This window comes from Lysinibacillus telephonicus, from assembly GCF_003966145.1.
Classification (GTDB): Bacteria; Bacillota; Bacilli; order Bacillales_A; family Planococcaceae; genus Ureibacillus; species Ureibacillus telephonicus.
This window is the reverse complement of sequence record NZ_RXNR01000077.1, coordinates 1-16903: the sequence shown is the minus strand read 5'-3', so window position 1 is coordinate 16903 and position 16903 is coordinate 1. Positions and strand designations below refer to the sequence as shown.

Genomic DNA, 16903 nt, shown 5'->3' with positions numbered 1-16903 from the left:
ACAAAATCAGCTTGGCATACCACCCTTTTAAAGAATACTTCCCCCATCCCAGTGGTTGGGGGAATCAAAAATGTACATTCTTAAACGAACGAAAATGTACATTATATAGTTGACATTTATATTTCCCCACTCATACACAAACGTTCTGCCTTTAACCTTCACCTCTAATATCACACAGTCATTGAAAAAAGCTTTTCACGATTTAGTTATAATCGTGCTCTTTAGTCATTCGTAAGTCGAGATTTCATCACAGAGAATGAAAAGAATGGCAGCAGGATAAATTATAATGAACTTCATATCATCTATAAGGATGTACTAAAATTGCAGACATGTCCCCTACTCGGTTTTTGTTACACTATCTACGTCATGTACTACGACGTTGTTATTGCAACAAAAGAGTGTAGAAATAGCAACCCCAGAGAAAAAACTATATGATCGATTTGTAATTAACTCACCTCTTCCCTCCATAAAAAAGGCATTTCTTCTTCCTAAAGAGTTCCCTCCATTAGTAGAAGTATATTTCCCAACTCATAAAGAAAGAGCACAATTCCCTATAATTGCGCCCATTTTGCTGGAAAAATTAGTTTATTATATTTTAAGGGCTTTGTCTCGGTGTAAAAAACACCGGGAGATAATCTACAATTTCAAGCTAAATACGCTCTTATCCTATCTTACATCCAAAAATTTTATAAATCCATTTTTGGTGGTTCTTCAAACCATCCTTTAGACATCATTAGCTTAATACCGTTCAGCTGATATTGATATATGTCTTTAGCAAATATTACATTTTTAGTCTGTAGATCTTTACGTAAACTAAAGCCCGCGCTGAAGCCACCGCCTCCAAGGGAAAATGCACTCAACAGGTAGTTACAGAACATCATTAACTTTTCTGAAAAAGGAGCTATTGTTGAGTTTATAACGGTTCCTCCAGGTGTTGCAGGTGGTTGGATACTATCTTCAAGAAGAATGTTAGAAGACTCGCGTAAAATTTCCTTGGAAAGCTCTATCCCTTGAATAAAATACTTTTTTACATCTTCGTCTATAGAAGTTTGGATGAAACCATTTAACAGTTGCATACCAGTAATATTTGTTTCAATTGTACGATATAGATTGCCAAACTCAACAGTATTTAATGTACGCTTGTTTCCAAAAATATTAGATCCTTTTGAATAATCTTCATCCGATATATAATTGGTTGATGTTGGCATGGAGACATAAGTCGGGCGTGTATAGAGGTTATTATCAAGCAAATACTGTGTGAAATGACCATAAAAGGTTTCTGTTATTTCAGACATATCCCTGTAAAGTTTTATAATGTCTTGACGGTAAGACATCGTTAAGTGGAGTACGTACATCCCCATACTTATTTCTTTTAGTACTCGGCAAAACATAATGTCAAAACCATTCTCCCATAACTTTGGCGCTTCTAAATTAACATCCTTTTTAGTAAAACCATCTGGAACAGCCGCCCCCTCATTTTCAAGGGTAGTTTTCATTTCAATAATCATTGGATGAAGCTGATTCCATAGCTCAGACATGAGATCCTTTGCTCGTTGATCATCCGATATCACAATAAAATATTCCAATATCCGTAAAATCATTGATTTTTTTTGATATGTCATCCATAATGCTCCAAGTTCAGAGGAACTCATTTTAGGTTTTTCAATCATTAGATTATACACTCCTAAATTCCGTGTGTTTTTTCACTGAAAATAGTATCTGTATTTGTATGAAGGTTATACATTTACCTACAAATAATAGGAAAAGTGATGTTATTCATAACCATTCAAAAGCATTTGCTAATTTTACAGTATAATTTTAAATTTAAGGAGCATTTCAGAATGGATTGAACAACTGTCTAATCCCTAAAAACTAGGATACTGGTTAGAATAATTTAATATATAACCCTATTATCCCAAACCCGATTAAAGTAAAGGTAATTATTTTTAATGGAGACGATTTTAATAATGCTGGATATAATATTTCTGATACTGTGACCATTAAAATTATTCCTATCGTTATGCTAATTAAGGACGCAGAGAAATATTGGTGGTTAAATCCTAATACCCCCCCAATATAAACACCTAGGAGGACTGGACTGGATATAATTAAGGTGATTAAAAATCCAAGGAAGACATTTATACCCGCCATAATTAAAGGGGTAAATAAAATAATTCCTTCGGGGATACTATGGAATAAGAGTGTTTGTAATAGGGAAATTGTAAATTCCTTTTCTTGACTAGCCCCTAGAGTAATTCCCATCGGTAAATTATGAACCGCGAAACTAATTAATAATAATAAACCTGATCGAATATATATATTTGAAGTTTTTTTAAACACTTGAATATAGTGCAATACATTATGTAATAATCCGAATAAAATCATCCCTACAGTAAATCCAACTATAGTAATTAACCATCCTCCCAATTCAATCGCTTCTGGAAAAATTTCAATACTAATTAAGCCCAAAATAATCCCAGCACAAATGCCATAAACAAGATCGATTTTCTGTTGTAATCCTTTAAATAACCAAGCAATTGTTCCACCGATTAATATTCCTAAAGAAGTGCATAGAAACCCGAATAGCCACATTTCACATTAACACCTTTCAGTAATTATAATTAGTGATATGGCTTATCCAGGAAATTTATGAAAACTTCTAAAGTCTAACGCCTTACCTCCAAAAACAAATTTCCTAGATTATATCAAACCTAATTATTGGTGGTTTAGAAGTTAGTTTAATCACAAACTAACTCAAATGCTCTACTTAAGATTAATTAAAAAGAAAGTATTTTAATCAAAGTTTGATCAAAATACTTTCTTTACCTATACCTTAAGGATATAATTTTATTGTTTTTACTAAAACATCCGTTGGTTTGGCAAAAAACTTTATATACTGATACGAAACACAATACGATAATTATTGGCTATATTTTCTCGATGAACAAGAGTACCTTATTTTTTCCCAATTACGTAAAGTAGCAGAAGATTTTTGCTTTGTTGGACATCTCTCCGATAGTGGAAGATCAACTTCATACAATTTAGACAACTATTCTAGATTTTTTCTATTTTTAATCTCCTTTTGAACCTTTCGCAGTGCCTTTTTCGAACCTCTCTCCAGATCATGCTGCAGCTTTCTATCTTGAAAATTGGTAAATAAGGTGTTTTTATCATACCCTTCAGGATATAATTGACTTGCTTTAATGTCTAATTGAATCCGCTTAATATTTACTTCCAATACTTCACCTTTATAAAACAGTTTAATGTTATTAAATTTATCTCTCGGTTCAAAGACGATTGCATAATCATCCTGGCTGATTAATTTTACCCGGTCACCTATTTCATATTGATATGCCTCTAATGGCTGATTCACTTCATGTACCGGTTTTTTTATTTTGTTTTCATTTATTACTTCCAAGTTATAATTTTTATTTTCTATATACAATTGAGCCCGCTTCAAAACATTTTCACGGATATTCATCCTGCTTGAAATCCAAAGTGCATTACTGTCTCCTGATTTCCCTATTAATAACTTATACATCGGCTTCAATTCGGCACTATTAAATAACATGGCCGCATTCATAAAATCATCGTGCATTTCAGAATACCGTTTAATTTCTCCATAATGAGTTGTTGCAATTGTAATACATCCCATATGATAAAACTCTTCCAAAATTGCGATTGCTAAGGCAGCACCTTCATTCGGCTCCGTTCCACTTCCAATTTCATCGAATAAAAGCAGAGTATTATTATTAGCATTATTCATGATCTCTGAAATATTCTTCATATGGGAGGAAAAAGTACTTAGGGCGTTCTCTATGCTTTGATTATCCCCAATATCAACAAACACGTGATCAAAGATGGCAATTTCAGTCCCTTGTTTGGCCGTAATATGAAACCCTGACATGACAGCTAAAGTAAGAATTCCAATGGTTTTTAATACGACGGTTTTCCCACCCGCATTAGGACCTGTAATAATCAAGCTTCTATAATCTTCACCGATTTCAAAATCCAACGGGACAATGTTGCCTTCTAATAATGGATGTTTACTATTAATTAATTTTATATATCCATAATTATTGATTTTCGGTTCAATTGCGTCGGTACTTTTACTATATTTGGCTTTCGCAAAAATCATGTCGTACTGACTGATGCATTCAATATTAATACCTATTTCATGAAGCGATTCATGAATTGCACCGGTTAACGTTGCTAATATTTGATATTCCTCTACGGATTCTTCTGATTTCAAACTCACTAATTCCACATTAAGCTTCGAGACAGCCTCAGGTTCAATAAATACTGTAGATCCTTTAGAGGATGTTTCAATAATCGTTCCAGCTACATCATTCTTAAAGGATGCTTTAATTGGAATCGTAAAACGATCATCTTTCTTACTGATATAAAATTCTTGGATATATTCTTTATTGGCTCCATTTTTCAAAAACTTATTCAAACGTTCTTCGATTTTCTGTTCTGTTTTCTCTATCTGGTTCCTAATTCGTTTTAACTCTTTACTAGCTCCAGAATCAACTCGATTTCCTCTAATTGCAAATAGGATATCCTCTTCGATATCTCGAAAATCAGTTATAGAAAGTGCATAGGAGTAAAGTACAGGCGCAAAAAATTCTTTATCCGCCATAAACTTTTTAATTTTTCTACAGCCTCTTAAAAAATCAGAAATGGCTAGTAACTCTGCTGGTGTTAATACCATGCCCTTTTCTATTTTTTCAATATGGCTAGTTATATTGGTAATGCCGGTTAATGGCAAGTGCTTTTCAGCGTCCAATAACTCTCTCGCCTCACTCGTTTCATTTAAACGATTACGAACGACATTTATATTCGAGCTTGGCTGTAATCTTTCTATTAACTCTTTACCTAAACTGCTAACACAATGGTTTTTAACTTTATCTTTTAATTCGTGGTAGTGTAATTTTTCAAAGGTCATATTATTCATTTTATCTTCCTCATTCCAAATAAAATAAGCCCGCTAAAGCCTTCCCTACCTTCCAATTTAGACAACCAAATTGGACAGAAAGCTTCCGCGGGCATAACCTTGCTACAAAACAAGGTCATATCTCGAATAGGCATGAATAAATAAGACCTAAATAAATTAAACATGACAGGATAGAATCCACCCTCAAAGCTTAATGTCTTACATTCTACACTAAACGAATATATGGAAATAGAAGCAGTCTGATAGCAGGTATTCAAAAATGTTAAAGAAACATGTTTGAAAAAAGGCATTCTTAATAAACTGGCATTGACCAGAAAATAAGCACCTTATTCAACTAATAACAATTAGTTGATACCTACTACCGACATAATTCACCACACCTTTTTGTAATATGGAAATAATGTACCATGGAAAAACAGTTTCGTCAAACAGCATTGAGAATTAAATAATAAGACTGAACCCTATTTGAGGTAGCGCTAGGAAACCGTACTAACAAAATAAAATTGCAGGTATAAATAAACTTGGAGTTGCAACTTTACTTGAGTAATGGCCATAATAGTCTTATGTTGACAGGATTGGTAATCAAATTATTTTTAATTAATTTCTTTCTTAAATAAATGTTCAATTTGTAACTCAGCCTATGGTTTCATTGAAGCAAGTCTGCCCTTTTTGAAAAACCATATACAAAATAGACGCGTAAAATAAAATGTAAGACATAATGTTATCCAAGAATAATACCACTCCCAGTTGACATACTTGATGAGATTAGTATGTTTTTCCATAATGACTTCAAGGATAGTCAAAATGGAACTATATACAACATAATATCCCCATTGGATAAGCGTACTCCGACCATTTGGATACCATACATTAAAAATTGCACATACTATTGGAAAAAAAAAGTACTCAAAAGTGAAGCTCGTCCGATTAATTGAAGGGAATAATCGCACTGGATATTCAATCAATACCAACTCTACAACCACTAATCCAAAAAGAAAAGTAATAACCTGTTTGAACAAAAAAGCCACTACTGCAAGCCGAATTTTATTTTTCGGTATGAAGAAAAGAAGTCCTATTCCCACAACGTATGCCGATAATAAGATCCACCATTCAATTCTCATTTAATCTCAGCTGCTCCGTTTGAAATAATGATTTATCCTTAAAGAACCAATTACAGCATACTTGACTAATAAAAAAGAGAAAGCCAATGTACATCCACATCCCATACCAAGTTAAGAATCCATATTCTAATAAATCTGTATATCTCTCGATTACATTATCAAACAAAGTGACGATAAAGACCCAAACAAAAAAGTAGCCAAATCTAGACCAGAAACTCCATTCTACTCTTTTATGGACATAATATATGGAAAATAATACGGGATAAAATAAATAACTGATTGTAATTGCGAGATCAGTCGCTTTTGGGAACTCCCGGACTGGAGCACTTAACAAACCATAATTAAAACTAAACATATTACAAAGCCAGGTGATTGATTGAAAAATCGAAAATGCCATGAATCCTTTTCGCAGGTCTTTGCGTGGAATAAACAAAATAAAGCCAACAAAGCCAAACAGCCACATTGCTACCAGAATTAAACGCTCCATCAGCATGTTTTAGAAACTCTCCATTCCGGTAAGGTGATTAAAAGTTTTTACTAACAATAAAAGTATCAACAATTTCCTCAAATCATATTCAGTACTGTCTTAATACGCTTTTAACATTTCAGGGTCTAACAATTTTTATATAAAAAAGCATAGATCCTTTACTCTGGAAAAGAACTCAATTGTTTAATAAAATAATCCTAATTTCTTTTTAATAAAAGTCTCGTTGTTACGCATCACCTATAAAATATCTATCCAGATTTTTAGTGTTGTACCTAAAATTAAAACAGCTAAAATAGCTTGTAATAGATTTGTATTCATTTTTTTACTAACTTTAGTACCAAATGGTGCTGCGATTAATCCAGCAATTATCACAATAATAGCTGGAAGATACTCCACTTGATCTGTTGTTATTTTACCGAGTGATCCAGCTATAGATGAGATAAGCGTAATTGCTAGGCTTGATGCAATTGTCATTCGTGTAGGAATACGTAGAATTAATAACATAATTGGAATTAATAAAAATCCCCCACCAGCCCCAACGATACCAGAACCAATTCCAACAATGAATGCTAAACTAGCTGCAAGCGGCCTATTATAGCTCACTTTATCAAATTGGATATCATCAAGTTGTTTTTTAGGAATAATCATCATAATTGCAGCTAGTAATGCTAAAATCCCGTATACAATGTTTATTTGAGCTTCCGATAATTGTTGAGATCCGAAACTACCTATAAATGTACCAATTAAGACGGATATACCCATAGTGGTAATTAACGATTTATTTAAATATCCCCCATTCCGAAACCCTATAACACCTGCTAGGGATACAAATAAAACATCTAGAGCACTAATACCCGAAACTTCATGTGCAGTTAGAGCCTGAAATCCAAACAGTGGTGGAATCATCAACAGCATGGGGTATTTTACAATCGCACCACCAATTCCGAGCATTCCAGAAAGAAAAGACCCGATAAAACCGATTGCGAACAAAAGTAACATATGGAAAATATCCATGTTGTTTTCCTTCTTTCAAATAGACTGTATCAGCTACTACTGAATCCCAGTGGAAAAAGTGAGTCGAAAAACAACTTACTTTTAAGCTTTTTTAATGAAGAACTTTATTACATTTGCTTCTTCTTTTTGATCCACAATCGTATGTCCCGCAGCGTTTGCCCAAGCAGGCATATCCGCTAAAGATCCTCTATCGGTAGCATGAACTTCCAAAATTTCGCCTGAATGTAAAGTGTCCATTTCTTTTTTTGTTCGTACAATTGGCATTGGACATGACATTCCTTTTACATCTAGTATTTTTATAGATTCCATTTTAAATTCTCCTTTTAAAGGATCCATACTATCCCCTAATTGTATTTATTTGCATGTAATAATAACGTTAATATTCATAAACTTATGTTTACCGTACCGCGCATCGATTTGGACCGATTTCCATTTCAGTTTGTTCATCATTGCTAGGGTTGATTTTACCCATGTTTACTTGACGAATTTGTTGATATGAATTTGGTTGTGGTGGTAAATTATCTGTTACTATATGACGAAATTCATCTTCATCGTGTATGTTTAGTCCATGATTTTCTAAAAATAGATCACCTAAACTTTTTGCAACTGTTCCGTCTTCATTCAGCTCATCGATGATCATAAAATGTGCAGGTAAAACAATTAAGTCTTCTGTTAATTCACGATAACGGCGGTATAGAGTTTTTCGAAGATCACCTACCCAATCTTCTGCAAGTCCTGCTAAGTCTGGCCGTCCAATTGAATCGATGAATAAAATATCCCCTGTTAATAAATACTTTCTATCAACGATAAATGACGTTGAACCAATTGTATGTCCTGGTGAGTAAAGGGCATCCACCTCAATTTGAGAAGCACCAATTTTCACTATTAAACCATCTTCAAGTGGTGTGTAATCGAATACTACTTCTTCTGCATCTTTTGGTGGTAAGTAATAAGCAGCCCCTGTTGCTTGTGCAAGTTGACGTCCTCCTGAAATATGGTCAGCGTGTAAATGTGTATCAAAAACATACTTAATTTCTACATTTTTCTCTTTTGCGAAGTTTATAAAAACGTCTGTAAAACGAACTGCATCAACAATGGCCGCTTCTCCTTCTGAGATCACCATATATGAAAGACAACCTTTCCCAAGACGAACAAATTGGTAAAGTTCACCGCCTCCAGTTAAGTTCCCTACTTTAATTGGTTCAAGATATGAACTCCAAGAATCCATACCACCTTCTAGATAGAACACATCTCGTCCTTCTTCCGAAATCATTTCTGCGATCATTAGCGAAGAACCTTCTTTTGCACAAACAACTAACACATCTCTATCTGTTGGAAGTTTTGCTAAGATTTCTTCAACACCGTCTAATAAATCAAAATAAGGAACATTTAAATAATCAAAGTTATGTCCTTCAATTTTCCAGTCTTCATATGCATCACGATTTCGTACATCTAAAATAAATAACTTTTGATTTTCAATAACTTTACGCGCTACTTGTGCTGCTGTCATTTTAATGAATGCCATATCAAATTACCCCCGTAGGTATTAATTATTGTTTTTTAAGTGGAAGGGCATATCCCTTCCACTAGTTTCTAAACTATCTAGTTAGAATGTTAGAGTTGGTGCTGCATCTTTCGCAAATTCAAGGAATGTTACAGCGCCTCCAACTTCAATACCATCAATAAAATCCTCTTTCGCTAAACCCATTACGTCCATCGTCATTTGACATCCGATAAATTTCACACCCATTTCCTGTGCCATTTCGACTAGTTGTGGAATGCTTGGTACATTCGCTTTTGCAAACCCTTCTGCAAAATGTTCACGACCTGCTGGCATTGGTAACTGATGCATTGCTTGTTTATGAATTAAGTTCAGCCCTTCAAAAGTAAAAAAGATGGCTACCTCTTTTTCAGTTGCGGCTGCTGCCGTTGCGATATTAAATACCTTATAAGCGTCAAATAAACCACCGTTGCTCGCGATAATAGCTACTTTGTTAGACATAATAAAATTCCTCCAATTAATTTAATTTTTATATTTTTTTAGATAAATCCCCATGCCAATAACTGATTCCTGGTAAAACGTTAAACACTTTCTTGAATCCTTTTTCCGATAGTTTACGTGCAGCTAAATCACTGCGTGTTCCTGTACGACAAATTACATAGATTTCTTTCTCCCTATCTAATTCTTCTAGGCGCTCTTCTAACTCACCTATTGGAATAGACAACGAGCCGGCAATATGACCAAATGCATATTCAGCTTCTTCACGAACATCAAGAATAATTCCACCATTAACAGCACGGTCGATTATTTCTTCATTAGCAATCGTATTTTTAAAATTCTTTTCTAAACCAATATCATCGCCACTTTTACGGATGTAATGATGTAATACACCATCTTCTTCAGTAGAACCTATATATTGGTGGCCCATACTTTCAGCCCATGCCTTTAAGTCGGCAATTGAACCCTTGTCTGTAGCTTGTACTTCTAAGATTTGACCTTCATTTACATCAATCATCGCTTTTTTTGTTTTGATGATTGGCATAGGGCAAACAAGACCTTTTGCATCTAGCTTTACATCTGCTTTTAATGTCATTTTAAACCCCCCCTAAATACCCATGTGGGTATTATTTTATTTTAAAAAAATTAATCTACTTTCCTTCCCCAAGCAAGCATACCGCCAACCATATTTTTACATCAAAACCTTGACTTTGTAAATATTGTGTTGCCTTGCTACTACGAGCGCCTGAACGACAAACGATAATATACGGCTTGTTTTTATCAAGTTCATGTGTACGGAATTCAAGTAGTCCAAGTGGTATATGCGTAATACCAGGAATATGACCTGCTTGCACTTCATCTACCTCACGAACATCGATTAAATTTAACATTTCTCCATTTTCTAAACGTTGTTGAACTTCTATTGCTGTAATTTCTTTCATTTTCTTCACCTATATTCTCCATTTACTCATGCCACCACGAACATTTGTGACGTTTTCATATCCTAATTTCTTTAATTGTTTACAAGCTTGCGCGCTACGCATTCCACTTTGACAAATCACGATAATTTCCTTGTCTTTTGGAAGTTTTGAAAAATCAGATCCTAAAGGGATGTTTTTGAACTGACGAATGTTATGTGAATTATATTCACCTGGTGTTCGAACATCCACAAAAACTTTATTTTTATCATTTAAGATATCTTTTAGCGTAGCTGTTGTTATTGTTTTTGTTCCTTTTACTGGCTTCATACGCCAAATAATAAAAATAACTGCTAATGCAGTTAGCAACCAAGCTTCCATTTATCTCCCCTCCTTATACCAGTATGGGTATATTTTTATTTAAAATAAAAAGTCGATAATAGTTAACGACTTTTAACAAACAGATTCACAGCTTCTTGAATTGATTGATTCACAGCTTCTTCGTCACCTTCTGCTTCTCGGATACATTCAAGTAGATTTTGACTTACAATTAAACCTATCGTACGATCGACGCCTGAACGAACAGCAGAAAGTTGAGTGATGACATCTTTGCAATCTTTTCCTTCTTCCATCATTTTTACTATACCACGAAGCTGACCTTCTATTCGCTTAATTCGATTTTTAACTTTATCGTCATATGAATTCAAAGTACTGCCTCCTTACAGTAGTTTTTGCTGATAGACCCATCATATACCCCGATGGGTATAATGTCAATAAAAAAATCAAGATTCAACATTATCAATTTGGTAATTTTAATGAGTTTTCAATCAGATAGTTTAAACACAAGAAGTCTTCCTCTTCTGATAAGTTTTTTTCTTCTAGCTTCTTTTCATTTGTCTCACGAATATTTTAAGGAGCCACCTCCCTTTTTTCCTCTATCGATTGTTTTTTGGCTAATGCTACAAAAATTTCTTCCTCAATTTTATTTAACTCTTTACCAAGAGACAATCATCTTCCAGCAGATTTGCAATCGTTGCTCGAAATCCTTGTGGAATCACACCTACTCTCTAATATTAATAATCACAAATTTATTACTGAACGTATTTGTCGGATTATCTTGGTCGTAATTTGAAAGGCATTCACTCTACACTAATCCAGTATTTTCAAGTACCTCCATGATTTTTCTGCTTTCAGTTGGATTTATATTTACACTTTCTCCTAAAAACTCTGAAGTGCCTGTTCCACAATATCTAGAATGTCTCTTCACTTTGATCTTTAACTTTTTAATATCCCTATTATTAAAAAGTTTTAGTATATTATGAGTAGTACATCAAAAAAAGAGGCCGTCATTTTTTGACAGCCCCTTTCAACTTGGCATCTCCAAAAAGAATTGCCTTCCAATATAAGGGAATTAAGAAAATACTGCAATTTTACGTGCAATAGATTCTGTTAAACGAGAAGTTACTTTAGGAACAGCCCATTTAATAATTGGTGTCAACACCGCACCAGATAATCCTCCTGCCTGGACTTCCACGGTACAAGTCATTGTCGTTTTCCCATTAACATCTTCTGCAGTAAAGTGTCCACTTCCTGTAAAGTTATCAGATAACCCTTTCAGTTCAAACTTAATATTTGAAGGTTCATTCCATTCGGTAATATCTACCTGTGCTTGTATTGTTTTTTTAATACCTTTCACACTACCTTCAAATGTCCAAATAGATTGTTTTTCATTTATTATTTCATGTTCTTTATAGGCTGGTACTGTTGTTGCCCATTTTTCAAGATCACTGACATAATCCCAAACTGCTTGTACATCTATTGGAATTTCTACTGTATGTGTTCCCGTTGCCATTATGATCCCCACTTCCACTACATATGAATTTTAATCTTACAATTATACAAATAATTATTACATAAAAAGTATATATGTACCAACAAAAAAAAACAAATTCTACTGATAGGAAAGAAATAATAGCAATTACTTTTCGATTCTCTTGGAATTCAATAATTCCAGATACTAAAACCATTATCCCTAGAAGTAATAGTGTATAAGGCATTATTCTATATTCACCAGTTATTAAGCTATAACCTGAGAAAGCAAACACTATAATTCCTAAAATAACACTTTATATACTCATCAATATTCTCTCCTTCTCATTATGATTATTTTATCATCAATTTCATATCTTCCCTCCATCAATATTTAATCGGTTTTTCCTGTTATGAAAAGAATTACTTCCTCTAGGTATTAGTAAAGCAAGAAATCAAATCCACTTCGGTTAAACACATCCTTTATTTATTTTATTGCTATAGCTTATACATAAAAAAGGTGATAGAATATACGATATTCATCTAGAAGGAGCACAAGTATGGAAAAAAAAATATCATTTTCTACCTATGCCATCATTGGCACAATGCTGTTTGGAATGTTCTTTGGTGCAGGGAATTTAATTTTCCCAATCCAAATGGGACAACTTGCTGGAACTAATTTTTGGCCAGCATTAATTGGCTTCCTGATCACCGCAATCGGGCTGCCATTTATGGGGATTTTAGCCTTTGGTTTATCGGGGAGTAGTGGATTACGAGATTTAGCAAGTCGTGTCCATCCTTTATTTGGAGTCATATTTGCCGTGGCACTTTACCTAACCATTGGACCATTTTTTGCAATTCCACGGACAGCAACGGTCCCTTTTGTAGTCGGTTTTGAACCGTATATCAATCCAGTACATAGCAGTTTATACCTCGGGTTATTTAGCCTTGTATTTTTTGCAATTGTCTATTATTTTTCTCTAAATCCAGCAAAAATTATCGATTATATCGGCAAATATTTAACTCCTGCATTTTTAGTATTTTTATTCATGTTAATTGTCATTGCCATTGTCAAACCAATGGGTCATTTCGATATTCCAACTGGTGACTATAGCGACCTGGCATTTATAACGGGCTTTAAAGAAGGGTATAACACGATGGATGCTCTTGCGTCTCTCGCCTTCGGTATCGTGGTTATAAAAGCAATTAAGGGACAAGGTATCACTAATCCAAAAGAGATTGCGAAAGCTACTTGGAAATCAGGTATTTTTGCCATGATACTAATGATGCTGATTTACGGACTCATTACCTATATGGGTGCTTCAAGCGTATCAACTATCGGAACATATGATAATGGCGGCTTAATCTTTGCTGCAGTGGCTCAGCATTATTTCGGATCATTCGGCGCCATTTTATTAGCGATTATTATCGTACTCGCCTGTTTAAAAACGAGCATTGGACTTATTACGTCTTGCAGTGAGTTTTTTAATCATATTTATCCGAAAATAAGTTATAAATTATTTGTTCTAATACTCTGTTTTCTGTCATTTTTTATTGCCAACTTCGGTCTAAACAATATTATTCAATATGCAGTACCCGTATTAATGTTACTGTATCCTTTAGCTATAGTTTTAATCTTATTAGCCCTTTGTTCATCTTTCTTTAAACTTAAGCAGAGTGTATACGCCACAGCAATGTTTTTCACTTTTTGTGTAAGCTTCTTCGATGGCTACAGCACGTTAGTGGATACTTTACCTGGCGCGTCATTACCTCTATTCGAATCCATTAAGTTATTTTTCATGAATAATTTACCACTTTACGATATTGGGCTTGGCTGGATCATACCAGCTCTACTTGGAACATTTATCGGTTATTTATGGCCAACTAGGGCTAAAAAGACTGTTGTTCAATAATGCTAGTTGTAGACCAGCTTAGGATATTCCCCTAAGCTGGTTTTTTCTCTTCTAACCTCAGTAATTAAATTCTTTGTGTAAAAAAACTCATTTACTAGAAATAGAGTTCACCACTAGTAAGTTACTTCGACTAAATGCTCATAACCCCCTCACTGAGTGCTTTTCCTTACCGCGATTTAAAGCCCATTGAAGATTGTAAAGGCTATGTTCTATTATGTATTCTTGGAATAAAGTTTGATTAAAAATGTCCGTGAATAGCCATTTTTTACGGTAAATTAAAAGACCCTCTTTAAAAAGGAAATTGATAAAAGAGAGTCTTATTCAGCAGATTTAAGTTTGATTAATATAAAATGTTTTATTTACTTCCTAATATTATTCGATAATCTCGCTCGAATCGAATAACGATTAGCATGTACAATCACTTTTTCAATTTCTTTAATAAAAACTAGATATTCCATAACACCAGTTCTTTTTTATTTGCCACATTGTTCTATTCCCTTCCTAGATTCTTTTGACAAGGAGGTTTTAAAAATTTAACTTCTATCAAATGCTTTTGGTGGTGATTCCAGCCATCCTTTATCAATTAAGATATTTGCAGCATCATCAACAAATAAGCCATTGTTAATTAGTGCTCTTCCATATAACGCGCTTATATCTCTTCTTCCATTAACCGCAATTGAATTTCCCATTGTTCTTATCTTTATAGAAAACATGTCAAATTTATGGAATAACATTATTTTATCTGAAAAAGGAGAAATAGTGGATGTTGTAACTAAATGGTCTATATATGAAGGTGCTTGTAAGTTTTCAATATGGAGCTTTTCAGTAAATTGCTTCACCGCCTTATCAGTCATTTCTAAACCTCGTTTAAACAAAGTCTTTATCTTTTCATCTTTAACGGTCTGATAAAATCCTAATAACAACGCTTTACTTGTTGTATTATTTTCAATGTTATCGTAAAGGTGAATAATTTCCAATGCATGTAGTGGTCTAACATCTCCAAACCAACCATTTAGATAGCTTTGATTAGTTATAAAATCGTTTTTTTCAGGTGTTGGAATAATTGGAGGTTTTACAATCAATTTCTTGTCAAATAAAACATTATTTATTTGTCCTAATAGAATTGTGGTACATTGACTTGCATAAGCGAAAAATTCTCTTATATCCTCCCTCATGACCAATGGAATTGCTACTGCGTAAATGCTCATGCCCGCCTTAGCTGCATATTTTAAATAGTGAACATAAAATTCATCTTTGTATAAACGTGGAGCATCTAGATTTACATCCTCTTTAGTTAATCCTAACGGTATATGGAAATTTTCATTTTTAAAAAACTTTTCAATTCTCTGTAAAAAGTCCTTAGTTAATGCTAAGCCATTTTCCAATAACGACTTAATCTGTTGATCCTCACAATGTTGAAGAAAATAAGTTATAATTTGGCTTGACATACTGTTTCCCATATAAGTAGTCCAAAGTTTACCCATTTCAGTAACCGTAAAAGGTTGAGATTCATCTAATTCTTGTGTACTTAAATTAAGTGGCTTCATAACATTCATTGGATTTAATATTTTATCGGCTTGTTCCATAAAACTACCTCCTATTTTAATAAGTAAGAATAATATTCCCTCGATTAGAAAATTGTATGTATGAATGAACGACCTGTACAATACATCAAAAAAAAAATGATACTTTATCCTTTCAAATATTCATTCAATACTAGATTTCCCCTTAGATTTATTTGCTTAATTCTTAATCTTATCTTTATTTAGGTTTAAGTATATTAATTTCCAAGTAACCAAGTTATTCTAGAATATACCCTTAAATTAAAAAAGACGCATTTCTTATAATAGAAATGCGTTCGATTGTTGAAGGATTTTTTATGGCTGGTTTCGTACAATGAAGCTAATAAATGTGAATTGTATATTATTTCCAAAAGTACATTTTAGTTTATATTAGTTTTCAGTATCATAATTTATTGAATTCGCTATCTGAACTAAGATTTCAGGTGTTACTTCATCTACTCTGTTATCAATATGCAACACATATTGCCAGTTACCATTTTCGAATGCTAACATTTTGAAAGGAAAGTTTGGTTCCATATACAGAGCATCATTCCCATTATTTAATTTATAGACTTTTAATACATATTTATCATCAAATTCTATTTTATATTTTTTAGAACGAACATAAATTTTATAATGATTTTCTGGTATTTGATCATTAATATATTTCACTTCAAAAAAATCGTTGAAATCACCATCTAAGTCGTGAAATATCCCAAACTGATGGGTAAAACTTATTGGAGGTACTCTAAGCGGTAAGTTAGGCTTTTGTTTATAATGTTGTTCAAAATTGTCTAATGCATCCTCAACTGTCTTATACCCTCCTTCTGTAAAAAATTCCTCAAAAGATGGAGGGACGTCTGTTTTTCCACAAACCTCTGCATGATATATTCCAAAAATTAAGATACTTGACAGAAAAAGAGTACTTTTGTTCAACTCTATCACCCCTAAAGAATGTTTAGGGTATATTTTTTCCAAGTTGTTTACAATTATCCTTCATTTAATGGTTCTATGTCAAATGTTGGGGTGAAGTGATATTACACGGCACCCCGATTATCCTAAATGAACCCCAATTTTCTTATATAAATTATTTAATAAAATTTTCGCTTTAAAGTGTTCATAGC

At 33.5% G+C, this 16903-nt stretch carries 18 protein-coding genes and 1 pseudogene; 1 reads left to right on the top strand and 18 read right to left on the bottom strand.

The genetic code is table 11. The annotated features are described in order from the left end of the window. Window positions 1-686: 686 nt before the first annotated feature. The 16 genes and pseudogenes from EKG35_RS17865 to EKG35_RS21655 all read right to left on the bottom strand — a co-directional run bounded on the left by EKG35_RS17865 (window position 687) and on the right by EKG35_RS21655 (window position 12552). Window positions 687-1670, bottom strand: coding sequence for a DUF3231 family protein (locus EKG35_RS17865; RefSeq protein WP_126295900.1), 984 nt, complete (start codon window positions 1668-1670; stop codon window positions 687-689). A gap of 214 nt (window positions 1671-1884) precedes the next feature. Further along, window positions 1885-2592: a ZIP family metal transporter gene (locus tag EKG35_RS17860; RefSeq protein ID WP_126295899.1), complete on the bottom strand. Its 708-nt coding sequence runs from the start codon at window positions 2590-2592 to the stop codon at window positions 1885-1887. A 457-nt stretch (window positions 2593-3049) separates the two neighbouring features. After that, window positions 3050-4957, bottom strand: coding sequence for an endonuclease MutS2 (locus EKG35_RS17855; RefSeq protein ID WP_126295898.1), 1908 nt, complete (start codon window positions 4955-4957; stop codon window positions 3050-3052). Window positions 4958-5595: 638 nt separating this feature from the next. Beyond that, window positions 5596-6078 carry a CBO0543 family protein gene (locus EKG35_RS21480; protein ID WP_126295897.1) on the bottom strand — a complete coding sequence of 161 codons (483 nt, stop codon included), beginning with the start codon at window positions 6076-6078 and terminating at the stop codon, window positions 5596-5598. Beyond that, window positions 6068-6565, bottom strand: coding sequence for a CBO0543 family protein (locus tag EKG35_RS17845; RefSeq protein ID WP_246020474.1), 498 nt, complete (start codon window positions 6563-6565; stop codon window positions 6068-6070). The genes EKG35_RS21480 and EKG35_RS17845 overlap by 11 nt, the downstream gene beginning before the upstream one ends. 237 nt (window positions 6566-6802) lie before the next feature. After that, window positions 6803-7579, bottom strand: coding sequence for a sulfite exporter TauE/SafE family protein (locus tag EKG35_RS17840; RefSeq protein WP_126295895.1), 777 nt, complete (start codon window positions 7577-7579; stop codon window positions 6803-6805). An 81-nt stretch (window positions 7580-7660) separates the two neighbouring features. Next, a complete protein-coding gene (locus EKG35_RS17835; protein ID WP_126295894.1) occupies window positions 7661-7888 on the bottom strand; it encodes a sulfurtransferase TusA family protein in 228 nt (75 codons plus the stop codon). A gap of 88 nt (window positions 7889-7976) precedes the next feature. After that, window positions 7977-9104: an MBL fold metallo-hydrolase gene (locus EKG35_RS17830; protein WP_126295893.1), complete on the bottom strand. Its 1128-nt coding sequence runs from the start codon at window positions 9102-9104 to the stop codon at window positions 7977-7979. Window positions 9105-9185: 81 nt separating this feature from the next. Continuing rightward, complete coding sequence (locus EKG35_RS17825) at window positions 9186-9581, bottom strand: DsrE/DsrF/DrsH-like family protein (protein WP_126295892.1); 396 nt, start codon at window positions 9579-9581, stop codon at window positions 9186-9188. Window positions 9582-9609: 28 nt separating this feature from the next. Beyond that, entirely contained in the window at window positions 9610-10173 is a 564-nt protein-coding gene (locus EKG35_RS17820) for a sulfurtransferase TusA family protein (RefSeq protein ID WP_126295891.1), read from the bottom strand. 50 nt (window positions 10174-10223) lie between these two features. Continuing rightward, window positions 10224-10519 (bottom strand): annotated as a pseudogene (locus tag EKG35_RS17815) (rhodanese-like domain-containing protein). A 9-nt stretch (window positions 10520-10528) separates the two neighbouring features. Then, a complete protein-coding gene (locus tag EKG35_RS17810) occupies window positions 10529-10876 on the bottom strand; it encodes a rhodanese-like domain-containing protein (protein WP_126295890.1) in 348 nt (115 codons plus the stop codon). 62 nt (window positions 10877-10938) lie between these two features. Further along, the gene (locus EKG35_RS17805) at window positions 10939-11202 is read right to left on the bottom strand and encodes a metal-sensitive transcriptional regulator (protein ID WP_126295889.1); all 264 of its coding nucleotides are present in this window, start codon (window positions 11200-11202) and stop codon (window positions 10939-10941) included. A 437-nt stretch (window positions 11203-11639) separates the two neighbouring features. Beyond that, window positions 11640-11762: an Rrf2 family transcriptional regulator gene (locus tag EKG35_RS21165; RefSeq protein ID WP_221766337.1), complete on the bottom strand. Its 123-nt coding sequence runs from the start codon at window positions 11760-11762 to the stop codon at window positions 11640-11642. Between the two features lie 144 nt (window positions 11763-11906). Continuing rightward, window positions 11907-12347 carry an SRPBCC family protein gene (locus tag EKG35_RS17800; protein ID WP_126295888.1) on the bottom strand — a complete coding sequence of 147 codons (441 nt, stop codon included), beginning with the start codon at window positions 12345-12347 and terminating at the stop codon, window positions 11907-11909. Continuing rightward, entirely contained in the window at window positions 12280-12552 is a 273-nt protein-coding gene (locus EKG35_RS21655) for a YczI family protein (RefSeq protein WP_410799314.1), read from the bottom strand. Before EKG35_RS21655 ends, EKG35_RS17800 begins: the two co-directional genes overlap by 68 nt. Before the next feature lie 312 nt (window positions 12553-12864). Between EKG35_RS21655 and brnQ the strand changes: the two genes are divergently transcribed. Further along, window positions 12865-14217 (top strand): branched-chain amino acid transport system II carrier protein, encoded by a 1353-nt coding sequence (gene brnQ / locus EKG35_RS17790; RefSeq protein WP_126295886.1) that lies wholly within the window; start codon window positions 12865-12867, stop codon window positions 14215-14217. Between the two features lie 533 nt (window positions 14218-14750). Here the strand turns inward: brnQ and EKG35_RS17785 are convergent. Both EKG35_RS17785 and EKG35_RS17780 read right to left on the bottom strand, forming a co-directional pair. Next, on the bottom strand, window positions 14751-15803 hold the full coding sequence (locus tag EKG35_RS17785; protein WP_246020472.1) for a DUF3231 family protein: 1053 nt from the start codon (window positions 15801-15803) through the stop codon (window positions 14751-14753). 366 nt (window positions 15804-16169) lie between these two features. Next, complete coding sequence (locus EKG35_RS17780) at window positions 16170-16715, bottom strand: hypothetical protein (protein ID WP_126295885.1); 546 nt, start codon at window positions 16713-16715, stop codon at window positions 16170-16172. Between the last annotated feature and the right edge of the window lie 188 nt (window positions 16716-16903).